This is a genomic window from Pelosinus fermentans JBW45, from assembly GCF_000271665.2.
Classification (GTDB): Bacteria; Bacillota; Negativicutes; order DSM-13327; family DSM-13327; genus Pelosinus; species Pelosinus baikalensis.
Window position 1 is genome coordinate 1737868 of the sequence record NZ_CP010978.1, and the last position, 14206, is coordinate 1752073.

Here is a 14206-nt window from a genome sequence, read left to right on the forward strand (position 1 = left end):
TAAAAAAAGTTAGTTTACCCTATTGCATTTATGGTTAAGATAATATATAATGATAAATGTTGTTATTCCTCGATAGCTCAGTTGGTAGAGCAATCGGCTGTTAACCGATCGGTCGTAGGTTCGAGTCCTACTCGAGGAGCCATATGTGGCCCGTTGGTCAAGCGGTTAAGACACCGCCCTTTCACGGCGATAACGGGGGTTCGATTCCCCCACGGGTCACCAACATAGTATACGGGCGATTAGCTCAGCTGGGAGAGCGCCTGCCTTACAAGCAGGATGTCGGCGGTTCGATCCCGTCATCGCCCACCAAATTAGAGATGATAATGGGTATTAGAATGAAGATTCTGATACTCATTTTTTGTTATCATCATCCTATGTAATATAGATCAAGATAGACAATGAGCAGGAAAAATTCCATTTTGACCGAATTGTGAAAGTGAAAGGGTTATATTTGCTAAAGGCATATCAATTAAGCATATCAATATAAGATAGTTGTGAAACTTTCTTAATTTAAATAGGAAGTATAGGGGGCATAGTAATGGATGCAAAAGAGCGACGAGGACGATTGTTAGAGAAACTAAGGACAGCAGAGCAACCATTGACAGGGACTTGGTTGGCGAAAGAACTAGGTGTCAGCCGTCAAGTAATTGTTACTGATTTTGCTATTTTGCGCGCTGCAGGAAATGTGATATATGCTACGCCTCAAGGATATCTATTGCCAGTGGTAGAAAGTTCTAAGAGTATTAAAGCTACCCTAGCTTGTAAGCACGGTCAAGATGAATTAGAAGAAGAACTATCTATTATTGTAGACAATGGTGGTAAGGTACTTGATGTCATAGTAGATCATTCCTTATACGGTGAGTTAAAGGCGAACTTAATGTTAGGATCTCGTCGTGAAATCGGAGAATTTCTGCATAAGTTAAAAGATGGCAAGGCAGAGCAATTAGCAAGTATCACTGGTGGTGTACACTTACATACCATAGAGATACCTAATGAAGAAGTCTTGACTAAGATCAAAGAAGAGTTAAAGAGCAAAGGCATTTTAATGCTGTCTTAAAAAAATATATGAAAGCGAACCGCAGAGGTGCAGAGAACACAGAGGAAAGATGGAGAATAGAGTTATAAAATACCCCTCAGCGCACTCTGCGTCTCTGCGGTTAGGGTTCTCCTTACAAAAACATTGCGAATAGAGCAAAAAAATAATAAGTGGTTAAGAGCAATGCTCTTAACCACTTATTATCTTACTAGTCTTTGATTTGCTCGGCAATAATTTCTGCAACATGCTTAATTTTAACATTAGGAGCTTGTTTATCCAATCCACCTTGAATTTGCATCATGCAGGCTGGGCAGGCTACAGCAATTACTTCAGCACCGCTGTCTTTAATATTATCAATTTTCTTTTTTAAGATCGGCATAGATAGTTCGGTATATTTCACACCGAATGCGCCAGCCATACCGCAGCATTTATCGCAATCTTTCATTTCGACGAAATCATAACCAGGTGCAGATTCTAGCAGTTGTCTAGGTTCAGTATGCACATTAAGACCACGTTTCATATGACAAGAATCATGATAGGTTACTTTTTGTCCGCCAGTGGTTTTGTTTAGACGGCCAATTTTATCATATTCACCAGCAACGAAGCTGGTAAATTCACGTACATTGTGAACGAGTTTTTCGACTCGTTTGCTCCACTCTGGATCATCTTTAAACAGTTCTACATAGGTAAGATGCCAAGTTTCAGCGCAAGTTGGGCAGGCAAACATAATATAGTCAGCTTTAGCTTCTTCAAAGGCAATAATATTTTGTTTGGCAATTTTTCTAGCCGTTTCATGGTCGCCCATACCTAATACTGGCTTACCGCAGCAACTTTGATCTTCAGGGAAGACAACTTCCATATTGAGATCTTGTAGTACTTTATAGACGGATTCTCCGGTTTCAGGGAAGATAAAGTCGATATTACAACCACTGAAGAAGGCAACACGTTTAACTGGTTTGTCTATCTTTTTAGTAACTTTTTTTACTCGATCTCTAAACGGTTTGTCTGCTACGGCTGGTAAACTGCGATCAGCTGCTAAACCAGCAAAGAACAATGGTAAATGTCTAATAACACGTCCAGTGGTAAAAGGTTTTTGTCCAATTGAGGCTAAACGTAGTAAATTGTGGAAGACTTTTCGATTGGCAAGAACGTTTTCAAAGACTGCTTTTACACCAAAAGGCAGGCCGTCTTGTTCAACCGATTTAGCTCGAAGATATTCAATCAGGCCAGGAATATCAATTTTACCAGGACAGATTTCAGTACAACGACGACAGCCAATACACATTTCATTAATTTGTTTAAAATCGTCCATACTATTTAAGAGAGCTGTTAAGATGGCACCAATGCCACCTGCATAAATATGGCCGTAAACATGTCCGCCAACCAAGGTATAAACTGGGCAAACATTCAAACAGGAAGCACAGCGAACGCATTGGTAAATTTGTTTTAGTTTATCGTCTTTTGCTGCTTTTAAACGTCCGTTATCAAAAAGAATGACATGAAGTTCTTTTTCTTGCTCTACCCATTGACCATCTTTTTTTACTAAGGCAGGAGCAGCACCAGAAATCATACTCATATAACTGGTCATAAGCTGACCGGTTGCATTCCTTGGCAAGGTTCTTAAAATCGGCACGGCATCTTTAATGGTAGGAATCAATTTTTCATAACCAATAATGACGACCTGAATTGGTGGTAGAGTTGCTACTAAGCGGGCATTTCCTTCATTGGTTACCAGTCCGGTAGCACCGTTTTCTGCAATACCGAAATTGGCACCCGTAATACCCATATCTGCTTGCAGGAATTCATCCCTTAAGGCGATTCTGGCCTCTTGTACCATGTAAGCAATATCAGGTTCAATGTCTTTATTTAGTTCTTGAGAAAAATATTTTGCAACCTGATTTCGATCAAGGTGAATGGCAGGCATAACCATGTGAGATGGTTTGTGTCCAGCAATAGAAATAATCCACTCCCCTAAATCTGTTTCTTTAACATGTAACCCTTTTTCTTCTAAAAAGTGATTCAGATGAATTTCTTCGGTAGCCATAGATTTGGATTTCGCAATTCGTTTAACGCCTTTTTCCTTGCACAGATTAAAGAGATATTCTTTTAAAGCATCTCCATCTTTGGCGCGAAACACTTTTCCGCCTCTTTTGGTTACTTGTTCTTCGAATTGATCAGCAATTTTCTCCAAGTTTTCTACGGTAGCTATTTTCATATCTCTTACAGAGTTACGTAAGGAATCGATGTCATCAACATTTTCATAAGCCTTAGCGCGAGCAATTGGATATGCTTCTGCAAATCGATTTAAAGAACCGCGCAAGGTCTCATCCATTAATTTCTCGTTAATTTCTTGTTTTAGATTACGATTGCTAGACATTATTTCATACCTCCCTTATTTCTTCATCAATAGCAATAATTACTAGTTGGCTAGGTCCGTGTACACCGATAGTTAATACTCTCTCAATGTCTGATGTACGGCTAGGGCCAGTGATGAAGCTGATGTAACCGTGATCAAATACCTTGGAAATCGTTTCAAAGGCTGCTGCTATGGTGGGTACCACATTTGCACTATTCATTACAACAATCGATATGGGAGGGAGAGTTGTAATGAGACGCTGTTCAATGGCAAGGCTGTCTTCACAGACACTACCCGTTTCGGCAATGCCAAACTCCACACAGGCAATACCTACATCTGATGTATCGGCATGAGTTCGAATATCTGATTGCTCAGTATATAAATTTAAATTCATGGATTTTAGTATAGTAGGGAGTTCTAACGGGGATACTACTTCAGGAGTGGCTACCACTTTTTTGGCATCGCAGGATTTTATGATTTCGACAATTACTGACTGGGCTTCTGCTGCTGTTTTTACTCTAAATACCTTAGCTGCAACATTTTGGGCACGCATTGCAAATTCCTCGAAAAATTCGGTTCCGACGCTTTCGGGTGGGAAAGCTTGCTTCCAATTATTACTTACTTTTTTCATAAGTCACGTCCTCGCTTTTTAATAAAATAAATTATAAATTCGGGATAGTGGTCTGACCAGTATATTCTAACTTCAATATATAAAATCCTTCTTAAATGCGTGAAAAAACATAAAATTTTATTTATTTGAATTTTTTAAATATATAGGCAGGAATTTAGCTGAGTCTGTTGAAATATTATATCTATGGTCAGACCACTAGTCCAGTGAAGATGGCTAAAATACTGGTTGATCAAAGAGAGGTGAGAAGAAGATTATACCAGTGATTAGGACTAATACGATTTAAAATAATGGAAAAACATAAAAAAAGAGGTGTTTATTTAATGACATGGACTCAAGTTTATGATCCAATGAACAATTTGGCGTTATCATCCCTTTTCGCAGCAATTCCTATTATTGTAATTTTCTATCTTTTAGCCATTCGTCGTACACCAGGACAAATAGCAGGTGCACTTGCTGCAGCATCAGCAGTGTTAGTAGCAATTTTTGTATATCAAATGCCTGCAGGAATCGCAGTTACTGCGACAGCTATGGGTGCTTTATATGGGGTATTCCCAATTTTTTGGATTGTTCTTACCGCTATTTTCATCTACAACATGACAGTAGAAACAGGACAATTTGAAATTGTAAAAGACTCAATTGCGACGATTACCGATGACCGTCGTTTACAAGCACTTTTAATAGCTTTTGGTTTCGGTGCTTTCTTGGAAGGAGCAGCAGGTTTTGGTACTCCAGTTGCGATTTCCGCTGGTATGTTAGTGGGTCTTGGTTTTAATCCTCTATATGCAGCTGGATTATGCCTGATCGCTAATACAGCTCCTGTGGCCTTTGGTGGTATTGGTATTCCTATTATTGTCGCTGGACAAGTAACTGGACTCGATACTATGAAAATTAGTGCCATGGTTGGTAGACAATTACCTTTCTTATCCATTATTATTCCTATCTGGTTAGTTGTATTAATGTCAGGCTGGAAAGCTGCAAAAGAAGTATTGCCTGCATGTTTAGTCGCAGGGATCTCTTTCGCTGGTGTACAATGGTTTTCTTCCAACTATATTGGACCAGAACTTCCCGATATTTTATCTTCACTTGCTTGTATTATCTCTTTAACGATCTTCTTAAAATATTGGAAACCAAAAAGCATTTGGCGCTTTGCTAATGAACCAGCACCTACTCTTGTTGCAAATCGTGCAGCATTAACTTTCGGTAAAGTAATGAAAGCATGGTCCCCATTCATTATCTTGCCTGTAATGGTTATCTTGTGGGGCTTAAAACCGGTAGTAGCGGTTTTGGATGCTGTTACGCTGAAATTCTTAGTACCAGGTTTGGATAAAGTCGTTATGCAGGTGGCTCCAATCGCTAAAGTGCCAACTGCGATGGCAGCTCTTTATAAACTTAACTGGCTTAGTGCAGCAGGTACGGCTTTGTTTATTGCAGCAATCATTACAGCAGCAGTATTAGGCGTTGGACCTGGAAGATTCATTTCCATTTTCACAAAGACACTAAAACAATTAACAAAACCTTTGATTACGATTCCTTGTGTTCTTGGTTTGGCTTATATTATGAATTATTCCGGTATGAGCTCAACTCTTGGCTTATTCCTTGCAGGTACAGGTTCTTTCTTCCCATTCTTCTCCCCATTTTTAGGATGGTTGGGTGTATTCTTAACTGGTTCCGATACTTCTGCAAATGCGTTATTTGGCAACTTGCAGGCTGTTACAGGAACACAAGTTGGTGTTGATCCTATTTTAACAGTTGCTGCAAACTCCTCAGGTGGTGTTTGTGGTAAGATGATTTCACCACAAAGTATTGCAGTAGCTACTGCAGCTACTGGATTAGTTGGTAAAGAAGGAGATTTGTTTGGCTTTACGGTAAAACATTCTCTAGTACTGGCTGTTATCGTTGGTATTATGACCTATGTGCAAGCTTACTGGTTGCAATGGATGATCCCATAGGGATTCCCGGGTAAATGATGTTATACTAGGGTCTAGACTTATGAAAGAAAATAGTATATCATGAAAGAAATATGATTATAAGTGATGTAATAGATAATCATCGTTACTAACACTTATCTAGTACATGGCGGGCGGCAAACTATGCAGCCCGCCATGTATTTAACTGATAGATCGTACATCCTTATCACTGACATTTATAGATCTCTGCAATGATTAAGGGAAGATGGAGGATTATATGTTTAAGCCAGTTAAAACAAAAAAAGTATATGAAGAAGTAATTGAACAAATTAAGCAGCTTATTGTTATCGGGGAATTGCAGCCAGGTGACAAATTATTATCGGAACGTGAATTATCAGAGAAACTAAATGTTAGTCGCGCTTCTATACGAGAAGCATTCAGCGCACTAGAAATAATGGGGATTATAACGATACGTCCAGGAGAAGGCAGTTTTGTACGTCAGGTGTCTTTTGAAGGAATGCTTGAACCATTATCTTTTTTATTACATGTAAACGTTGATGATGCAATGAATTTATTGGAAGTAAGAAAAACTTTAGAAGTTGAAATTGCCGCGTTAGCCGCTGCTCGTGCTACACCAGAAGATATAGAAGAGATGCGTGCTGCCCTGCATCGCATGGTAGATGAAGTGAATGATGGAGAAGTGGGTGACAAGGCAGATGCAGATTTTCATTTTGCTATACTGAAAGCCGCCCATAATCCTATTATGATTAAATTAATGGGGGCTGTTTCTGATCTAATGAATAGTACCTATCGATTCTCCAGACAAAAAATTTTTATGGAAGAAAATATGCAGAATGTTTTGTATGATTCACATTGTTCCATTTTTCATGCAATTGAACAGAAAAAACCTAGTCAGGCTCGAAAAACAATGGGAAAACATATAACGATGGTAGAAGAATCATTAATTCAGCTCAAACGAGGTGGAATAACATCCTTAACTAAGAATGAAAAGAGCTTTGTACACAATAATATAAAAGCAGATTTTGGCTTTCCATCCTAAAAGGTTGGAGAGCTTTTTTTAGATAAAAACATGTATGCTGAATAGGGATTTCTAGCAAACTAACTATTGTCATCAAGAGAGAGAAGCGCTATAATACATACATATGACAAGACAGATGTTATTACTTTGGAGGGCTTTATGGATATTATTACTCGATTAGAAAATGTGCCTGTGACAAAATTTCATTATCGTTTATTAGTAATTACGGGACTGGGATGGATGTTTGATGCCATGGACACAGGCATTATTGCTTTTGTTCTTCCTACGCTTGCAAAAGTATGGGGGCTGACTAGTACTCAAGTTGGATATATCGGCAGTATTGGCTTGGTGGGGATGGCATTAGGAGCTGTATTATCTGGGTCTATGGCAGATCGTTTTGGTCGTAAGAAAGTATTTTCAGCTACTCTTGTTATGTATAGTGTAGCTACAGGCTTGTGTGGATTGGCATGGAACTTTGAATCCTTATTATTGTTTCGGTTTTTGGTAGGCTTCGGCTTAGGTGGGCAACTTCCAGTAGCAGTTACCCTAGTAAGTGAATATGCGCCGCCTACAGCTAGAGGACGTTTTGTAGTATTATTAGAAAGCTTTTGGGGGATCGGTTGGTTAGTTGCAGCTTTAATCTCTTATCTGGTCATTCCTAGCTATGGGTGGAATATCGCTTTTTTTATTGGTGCATTACCTGCTTTATATGTTTTTAAGGTTTGGAAGTCAGTACCAGAGTCAATTCCTTATTTGCTAGGCAAGGGAAAAGTTAAGGAGGCTCATGATCTAGTTAGTAAACTGGAAGAGTATGCAGGAATAAAGCCTGCTGCCAGTATAATTGCGCCAGAGAATAAAGATATAACACCAGCTGTTTTTGCAGATCTCTGGAAAGCGCAGTTTATTAAAAGGACAATTATGTTGTGGATATTATGGTTTGGCATTGTGTATTCCTATTATGGAATATTTACTTGGCTGCCTTCATTAATGGTAGGGCAGGGCTATACTGTTATTAAAACTTTTGAATATGTTCTAGTTATGACATTAGCCCAATTGCCAGGATATTTTGCTGCAGCCTATCTCGTAGATCGTATAGGGCGCAAAGCTACTTTATCCGGTTTTTTAGCGGCTTGTGCTGTATGTGCTTATTTCTTTGGACAGGGAGGAAATGCAGCTACTGTATTATGGTGGGGCAGTATGATGTCATTTTTCAATTTAGGAGCATGGGGAGTCGTATATACCTATACTCCAGAGTTGTATCCTACTAAAGTTCGTGCTTATGGGTCTGGTTGGGCAGCTGCTGTAGGTCGCATTGGCGGCATTTTGGCACCTACGGTTGTCGGTTATATGATATCTGGGAATGACGGCTTTAGTAAGGTGTTTATGATGTTTACCATTGTGATGTTAGGAGTAGCAGTTATCGTTTGGTTTTTAGGAGAAGAGACAAAAGGCAAGTCTTTGCAAGAAATTAGCAGCTAAGTCTTAGTTGTTGCCTACCTGCTGTTTTTGATGCTATAATAACGTATCATTAGGGTAAGGTGGTTTTGATATGGGAATTAATATGTTGATTGGGTTAATAGCTGCGTATTTTATATATAATGATGCAAAAAAACTAGGACAGCCTTTTTTTACCTCGCTATTATGGGCTGTAGCTAGTATTCCGATGCCGATTGTAATTGTCCCCTTATATTTGTTACTTGGTCGTAAACCCAACATAGACAGGCAGCGGAACGCCGATCCAGATATTATTGATGTAGAAGCAACTGTGGTAGAAGAGACGACCCCTTGTCCTATGTGTGGCAGTAAGGTCCAGGAAAGTTTTTTAGTATGTCCTTATTGTAAGCATACTTTGCAGTTAAAATGTCAGTCTTGTGGGAATGAGATAGAGCGGGAATCTAAAGTTTGCCCTTATTGTCAGGCTCACATCGATTATAAATGATGATAGCTTACATCGACAATTGATTAGACAGGGTATTAGTTTTATGATATAATAAGTTTTGTGGTTTAAACTCATTAATGTGCGCCCGTAGCTCAGGGGATAGAGCATTGGCCTCCGAAGCCATGTGCGCAGGTTCGATTCCTGCCGGGCGCACCATAAGTATCCTCAAGGGATATAGCGACATTTTAAGAGCATAAAACTAATTCCCATGCGTAAAACTCTAGACAACTCTAGGGTTTATTTTTGTTCTCCTCGTAGAATATAGGAGGAGTGAATAGGATGGATTTAGGACACGCAAAAAGAATATTTTAGACCTCACTGAAGTCACCACAGGGATATTCGAGAGTTTCTCATAGTATTAAGAAGCCTAACTATGGCTGGCTTGAGCAACCACCAAAGGCAAACTGCAAAGAATGAACTATGAATAACTAGCAAAAAGCCCCGCCGAAGGGCTTTTACATTTTTAGAACAGTAATCACTATATCTCCAGAGTATGTGTCGATGAAGGCATATGGTGGCTCTCAAACATTAAATACTGCCAGATGATTATCTACATGACACCGATGCTACCATTGGACCATTTTAGAAGAATTTCTCCCTGGTGGTTTTGTATGCTATAATGTCATAAAATAGGAAGGGGGAAATAAAAGATGGACTTTTACTCGATTATGTCTTTTCTGGGGGTATCTATATTACTTACCATAATGCCAGGACCAGATAATCTTTGCGTTCTAACTTATAGTATTTCAAAAGGCAAAAAAGCAGGTATGGCTTTGCTGCTTGGGCTGTGTACAGGTCTCATTGTTCATATTACGGCGGCCACTGTTGGGATATCAGCAATAATTTATCAATCGTCGTTGGCCTTTGCATTAATAAAATATGCTGGAGCAGCATACCTATTATTTTTGGCATATAAAACATTTCGTGAAGGTAAATTAAATTTCAATGACAATGCACAGAGGAGTGGCAGAGAGGTTAGTTTTAAATTGATATATAAAAGAGGAATAATTATGAACATCTTAAATCCCAAAGTTTCATTGTTTTTTCTCGCATTTTTACCACAGTTTGTTGATAACTCTACAAGCGATGTTCCCAAACAAATGCTTATTTTTGGTTTTTTATTTTTGCTTCAAACTTTACTAATCTTTTGCCTAATGAATATTTTTGCAGGAAAATTAGGGTCGTATCTCTGTAAAAATCCAGTAATATCTGAAAAAATTAGCCTTTTACAAGGAACCTTGTTTGCGCTTCTCGGAGTGAAAATTGCGTTTAGCGAAAACTAGTAAAACTATTATAATAACTATTTAACGAAGATATAATCGGTCATAATGGCGCTGAAATTGGTTTATGGTATAATTCTGGGCAACAATGAATAAATCTTCTGGTTATAAATATAGGCTTCGTCTGGCACCGAATTTTTTAGTGGCGTAACCTTCAGTCCATTGTCACAATTTTAAACTTATGACACTATAAAAGACAGACACTCATTTTTGAACTACATACTTTCCAATAAAAAAAGAGCAAGATTTACAGAGTGTTCCGTAAACCTTGCTCTAATGTTGCTTATAGAACTATTTTTTATCTAAAGCTAGTTTCAAACCAAATGAAATCAGTAATACTCCAGTTACCTTTTGCATTCTGTTCTTAAATACGGGGTTATCAAAATATTTACGGATGTATCCAAGTGCGTATGCCAAAAAAATAAACCAAGCAAGTGATAGAATAACTAAGATTACACCCAGCATAATGAGCTGTGGCATAACCGACTTTGATTGAACAACAAACTGCGGTAAAAATGTCAGATAGAAAATAACGGTTTTCGGATTAAGAACATTAGCTAAAACTCCTTGCATGAAAATTTTCCATTTGTTCCCATGCTCTGTTGTTTCTTTATCTGTAGCATCGTACCCCTCTTGAGCGTCAGTCGCTCTAAACGATGTAACGCCAAGGTAAAATAGGTATGCCGCTCCAATGTACTTAACTATATCAAATAAAAAAGCTGATTTTGCAATGATTGCCGATAGACCTAATACTGCGGTAGTCGTATGAATAATTAATCCTGCCGCTATTCCGCAAGCAGTGATTTCTCCTGCTTTGCGTCCATTTGCTAAAGTTGTTTTCATAATCAGCGTAAAGTCAGCACCAGGCATCATGATAAACGCCATAGCTATGAAACAGTAAAGTATCAGATTATCCATAGTGTACCTCCTACTAAAAACCTCAACACTTTTATTATTTACAATTCTAACATAGAAACTTCAATATGACTATATTAAAAAATATAGAATGTTCTTAGAAAAGTATCTAATGTCTTGACTTTTGACAACTTTTCGCCTAACATACGGAAGTCCTTCAATAAGGAGAACTTTAATGCCAATGAAAAATTATTATGCTGTCAAGAAAGGCAGAGTCCCTGGGGTTTACACCACGTGGGAAGAGTGTCAACAACAAGTTAAAAATCACCACCTTGCTCTTATGAGTTTGACGATATTTTTGTGTTTTATCACTTTTAACACCTCAAAAACATATTATGTTATAACAAGGAGGTGTTAATTTATGTCACACGGAAATTGCCACGAAGAAGAAAATAAAATAGAAAGATTAGAACTTGAAGTCGAAGAGATAGAAAGAATAGAACGCGAGCTCTTTCGAATAATTCGTGAATTGGCTGATAAAGATGATTGTCATAGATAACTTTTAGGTTAGCCCGCCAGTGTAATTGGCGGACTTTACATATGTATTTTTTCTTGTGCCCCGTTTTTATTCCAAATAATACTATCTTCAATTTTAAAAGAGAATTGCTTGGCTTTGGCAAGAGAAAAGCTGTCGTCAGCGATATTATGATATGCTACCCCTATATAGGACACTGAAATATAAAAGTCCTATATGGGGGTATTTCTATGTCTAGAAAAAGTAAGATTGATCCAGTAGAAAAAGTAAAAATTGTTGAACGATACCTGAATGGCAAAATTGGCATTAGACAAGCGGGAAGAATTGCAAACATAGCCTACCAAAGTGTGCAGAGATGGGTGCGAATATATAAAGCAGAAGGTCCTATCGGATTGCTTAATCAAACCAAGAACCGAAGTTATTCAAAAACGTTAAAGATGAATGCGGTTAATGACTATCTGAGTGGAAAAGGATCACTTGGTGACATTTGTCAAAAGTACGATATTCGTTCTAACAAGCAACTTTGTGATTGGATAAAGGTGTATAATTCTGGTGGAATACTTAAAGAATCCACTGGAGGTACATACATGACAAAAGCAAGAACAACAACTCCTGAAGAACGATTACAGGTAGTCAAGGATTGTTTAATGAATGATAAAAACTATGGAGCAATGGCAAGCAAATACAATTGTTCTTATCAACAGATTCGAAACTGGGTCAAAAAGTATGAAGATATGGGAAGGGCTGGACTTGAAGACAGACGTGGTCACCGTGTTGGTTCGCAGCCAAGTCGTAGTCCAGAAGAAGAGCTACGGGATAAGATTGCAGAGTTGGAACGAATGAACACCGATCTACAAATGGAGAATGATCTGTTAAAAAAAGTCAGGGAACTGGAGAGGAGGGATCACTATCTTTAGTACAGTACCTTACAGCCTATATAGCTATCAAGGAATTATCTTCAACCAAAGGCTATCCAACAAAAAAATTATGTAAATATCTTAAAATCACGCGCTCTGCTTATTATCGTTGGCTCAATCATCCAAAGAGTGATAGTGAAATTAAGAATGAACGTATTTCGGAAGAAATATATACTATCCATAAACAACATCCAGATATGGGATACCGCCGTATTCGTGATGAGCTGGATGTAAATTACAAAATTGTTGTGAACGATAAACGCGTTCTTCGTATTTGCAGAAACAAAGGAATTCAATCCACCATTAAATGGAGACCAAAAAGTTGTACCAGATCTGCTCGAAATCCGGACCACATCGCAAAAAACTATTTAAACCGTGAATTCCACGCTGATATGCCTAATGAAAAATGGCTTACGGATGTTTCTGAATTCAAATATTATATCGGTATTGAAGTTCACAAGATATATCTGAGTGCCATCCTGGATTTATACGACCGCAGAATTGTAGCCTTTAAAATTAGTAATCATAACGATAATCCATTGGTTATGGATACTTTTGATGAAGCTGTTCGTTTGGAACCGGAGGCTCATCCGCTGTTCCACAGCGACCGTGGTTATCAATATACAAGTGCTCAATTCCATATGCGTTTAAAAGATCATCACATGAAGCAAAGTATGTCCAGAGTAGCCCATTGCATTGACAATGGACCAATGGAAGGATTTTGGGGAATTTTGAAACGAGAAATGTATTATGGTCATCGTTTCACTAATAGAGATAATCTAGTGGAGGCTATAACTGATTACATAGATTACTACAATAATCGACGTCTGCAACGCAAGTTAAATGTAATGACACCAATGGCATACCATAATCATTATAGATTGGCAGCATAAAAATATCGCCAACCGTTATCAGGCTGGCGATAGAAAAATTTATTATTTTTTATTGTCCTCTTGACGGGTAGCACACCATTATTATATCGCTAATGCGACAGCCTCATCTACTCATTTTAAAAACTTTATAGTAACATTATGGACGTATTTCATTTTAGTCGTAATTGGATCTTTGATAAAATTCGGTTCATCTGCAATCATGTTTTCAACAGTACTTTTTTCAAGAATTACATATGGCTTAACGATTCCAAAAGGAGTATGTATTTCTGAAGAAAGTGCCCCAGCTTCAAGATGAGAAATGGTTGCTCCATTGAAATAAACAGTGTACTCACCAATGGTACTTTCGTTTAGGGTAATGCGTATCCCTATGTGGTTCTTCTTGTCAGACATTATTTTTTCGGCAATTGAATATAGCGAACTATGGTTATTCATAAACGCTTCAAATGTACGCTTATAAAAAGGCATAAACTCTTCCTGCATTAACTTGTCGGCATCAGCCATATATGATCCCTCCATAAATTTGTTGTTTTTTTATTCTAACCCATAATCAAATTATTATTTGCTCATAAATAAAAAAGGAGACTAACATCATGAAAATAATAAGAATATTACAGCCGTGGGCGAGTCCAATCGCCCGCGGTGCTAAAAAGATAGAAACTAGATTAGGCAGCTAACTACAGATGCTATACATCCAGGAAAACTATACCCAGTATGGACCTGTTTATTTCTATGGTGGAAAAAGAAAAAAAGAATAGCAGCGGTCTTAGAAAATGACATGAAGGTTATTGGGATTGGTAATAACCATGAATCCTATAATA

The 14206-nt window shown here is 38.0% G+C and carries 14 protein-coding genes and 4 tRNA genes; 14 read left to right on the plus strand and 4 right to left on the minus strand.

All coding sequences use genetic code 11. The annotated features are described in order from the left end of the window. Positions 1-66 precede the first annotated feature (66 nt). The 4 genes from JBW_RS07255 to JBW_RS07270 all read left to right on the plus strand — a co-directional run bounded on the left by JBW_RS07255 (position 67) and on the right by JBW_RS07270 (position 1057). Positions 67-142: transfer RNA gene (locus tag JBW_RS07255), tRNA-Asn, on the plus strand. A 5-nt stretch (positions 143-147) separates the two neighbouring features. After that, positions 148-222, plus strand: a tRNA-Glu gene (locus tag JBW_RS07260). Positions 223-233: 11 nt separating this feature from the next. Beyond that, a tRNA-Val gene (locus JBW_RS07265) sits at positions 234-309 on the plus strand. A 229-nt stretch (positions 310-538) separates the two neighbouring features. Next, complete coding sequence (locus tag JBW_RS07270; protein ID WP_007954008.1) at positions 539-1057, plus strand: transcription repressor NadR; 519 nt, start codon at positions 539-541, stop codon at positions 1055-1057. Between the two features lie 187 nt (positions 1058-1244). Here the strand turns inward: JBW_RS07270 and ldhH are convergent, their stop codons facing one another. Together ldhH and JBW_RS07280 are read right to left on the minus strand one after the other, a co-directional pair. Further along, a complete protein-coding gene (gene ldhH, locus JBW_RS07275; protein ID WP_007954006.1) occupies positions 1245-3413 on the minus strand; it encodes an L-lactate dehydrogenase (quinone) large subunit LdhH in 2169 nt (722 codons plus the stop codon). A 4-nt stretch (positions 3414-3417) separates the two neighbouring features. Beyond that, a complete protein-coding gene (locus tag JBW_RS07280) occupies positions 3418-4023 on the minus strand; it encodes a LutC/YkgG family protein (RefSeq protein ID WP_007954004.1) in 606 nt (201 codons plus the stop codon). Positions 4024-4343: 320 nt separating this feature from the next. Between JBW_RS07280 and JBW_RS07285 the strand changes: the two genes are divergently transcribed. The 6 genes from JBW_RS07285 (at position 4344) to JBW_RS07310 (ending at position 10191) form a co-directional block, all read left to right on the plus strand. Beyond that, positions 4344-5972 carry an L-lactate permease gene (locus JBW_RS07285; RefSeq protein ID WP_007954002.1) on the plus strand — a complete coding sequence of 543 codons (1629 nt, stop codon included), beginning with the start codon at positions 4344-4346 and terminating at the stop codon, positions 5970-5972. Between the two features lie 235 nt (positions 5973-6207). After that, positions 6208-6990, plus strand: a complete 783-nt coding sequence (locus JBW_RS07290) for a FadR/GntR family transcriptional regulator (protein WP_007954000.1) — start codon at positions 6208-6210, stop codon at positions 6988-6990. 138 nt (positions 6991-7128) lie between these two features. Next, positions 7129-8448 carry an MFS transporter gene (locus JBW_RS07295; RefSeq protein WP_007953998.1) on the plus strand — a complete coding sequence of 440 codons (1320 nt, stop codon included), beginning with the start codon at positions 7129-7131 and terminating at the stop codon, positions 8446-8448. A 70-nt stretch (positions 8449-8518) separates the two neighbouring features. After that, positions 8519-8908 (plus strand): zinc ribbon domain-containing protein, encoded by a 390-nt coding sequence (locus tag JBW_RS07300; RefSeq protein WP_007953995.1) that lies wholly within the window; start codon positions 8519-8521, stop codon positions 8906-8908. Positions 8909-8989: 81 nt separating this feature from the next. Then, positions 8990-9064 (plus strand) — tRNA-Arg (locus JBW_RS07305). Between the two features lie 494 nt (positions 9065-9558). Continuing rightward, positions 9559-10191: a LysE family translocator gene (locus tag JBW_RS07310; RefSeq protein ID WP_007953993.1), complete on the plus strand. Its 633-nt coding sequence runs from the start codon at positions 9559-9561 to the stop codon at positions 10189-10191. 288 nt (positions 10192-10479) lie between these two features. Here the strand turns inward: JBW_RS07310 and JBW_RS07315 are convergent, their stop codons facing one another. After that, complete coding sequence (locus JBW_RS07315) at positions 10480-11106, minus strand: LysE family translocator (RefSeq protein WP_007953991.1); 627 nt, start codon at positions 11104-11106, stop codon at positions 10480-10482. Positions 11107-11284: 178 nt separating this feature from the next. On the opposite strand from JBW_RS07315, the gene JBW_RS26180 reads away from it, so the two are divergent. The 4 genes from JBW_RS26180 to JBW_RS25245 all read left to right on the plus strand — a co-directional run bounded on the left by JBW_RS26180 (position 11285) and on the right by JBW_RS25245 (position 13388). Next, on the plus strand, positions 11285-11461 hold the full coding sequence (locus JBW_RS26180) for a viroplasmin family protein (protein WP_419177839.1): 177 nt from the start codon (positions 11285-11287) through the stop codon (positions 11459-11461). A gap of 3 nt (positions 11462-11464) precedes the next feature. Beyond that, a complete protein-coding gene (locus tag JBW_RS25235; protein ID WP_007953989.1) occupies positions 11465-11602 on the plus strand; it encodes a hypothetical protein in 138 nt (45 codons plus the stop codon). Between the two features lie 206 nt (positions 11603-11808). Continuing rightward, on the plus strand, positions 11809-12495 hold the full coding sequence (locus JBW_RS25240; protein WP_045820599.1) for a helix-turn-helix domain-containing protein: 687 nt from the start codon (positions 11809-11811) through the stop codon (positions 12493-12495). 26 nt (positions 12496-12521) lie between these two features. Next, positions 12522-13388 (plus strand): IS3 family transposase, encoded by an 867-nt coding sequence (locus JBW_RS25245; protein WP_071882479.1) that lies wholly within the window; start codon positions 12522-12524, stop codon positions 13386-13388. A 111-nt stretch (positions 13389-13499) separates the two neighbouring features. Here JBW_RS25245 and JBW_RS07335 read toward each other — a convergent pair whose 3' ends face one another. Then, positions 13500-13889 carry a hypothetical protein gene (locus tag JBW_RS07335; protein ID WP_007930770.1) on the minus strand — a complete coding sequence of 130 codons (390 nt, stop codon included), beginning with the start codon at positions 13887-13889 and terminating at the stop codon, positions 13500-13502. Between the last annotated feature and the right edge of the window lie 317 nt (positions 13890-14206).

What these genes read in the sequence shown, in the direction of transcription:
- JBW_RS07270 (WP_007954008.1), top strand. Translation starts at nt 539, where the DNA reads ATGGATGCAAAAGAGCGACGAGGACGATTGTTAGAGAAACTAAGGACA.
- ldhH (WP_007954006.1), bottom strand. Translation starts at nt 3,413, where the DNA reads ATGTCTAGCAATCGTAATCTAAAACAAGAAATTAACGAGAAATTAATG.
- JBW_RS07280 (WP_007954004.1), bottom strand. Translation starts at nt 4,023, where the DNA reads ATGAAAAAAGTAAGTAATAATTGGAAGCAAGCTTTCCCACCCGAAAGC.
- JBW_RS07285 (WP_007954002.1), top strand. Translation starts at nt 4,344, where the DNA reads ATGACATGGACTCAAGTTTATGATCCAATGAACAATTTGGCGTTATCA.
- JBW_RS07290 (WP_007954000.1), top strand. Translation starts at nt 6,208, where the DNA reads ATGTTTAAGCCAGTTAAAACAAAAAAAGTATATGAAGAAGTAATTGAA.
- JBW_RS07295 (WP_007953998.1), top strand. Translation starts at nt 7,129, where the DNA reads ATGGATATTATTACTCGATTAGAAAATGTGCCTGTGACAAAATTTCAT.
- JBW_RS07300 (WP_007953995.1), top strand. Translation starts at nt 8,519, where the DNA reads ATGGGAATTAATATGTTGATTGGGTTAATAGCTGCGTATTTTATATAT.
- JBW_RS07310 (WP_007953993.1), top strand. Translation starts at nt 9,559, where the DNA reads ATGGACTTTTACTCGATTATGTCTTTTCTGGGGGTATCTATATTACTT.
- JBW_RS07315 (WP_007953991.1), bottom strand. Translation starts at nt 11,106, where the DNA reads ATGGATAATCTGATACTTTACTGTTTCATAGCTATGGCGTTTATCATG.
- JBW_RS26180 (WP_419177839.1), top strand. Translation starts at nt 11,285, where the DNA reads ATGAAAAATTATTATGCTGTCAAGAAAGGCAGAGTCCCTGGGGTTTAC.
- JBW_RS25235 (WP_007953989.1), top strand. Translation starts at nt 11,465, where the DNA reads ATGTCACACGGAAATTGCCACGAAGAAGAAAATAAAATAGAAAGATTA.
- JBW_RS25240 (WP_045820599.1), top strand. Translation starts at nt 11,809, where the DNA reads ATGTCTAGAAAAAGTAAGATTGATCCAGTAGAAAAAGTAAAAATTGTT.
- JBW_RS07335 (WP_007930770.1), bottom strand. Translation starts at nt 13,889, where the DNA reads ATGGCTGATGCCGACAAGTTAATGCAGGAAGAGTTTATGCCTTTTTAT.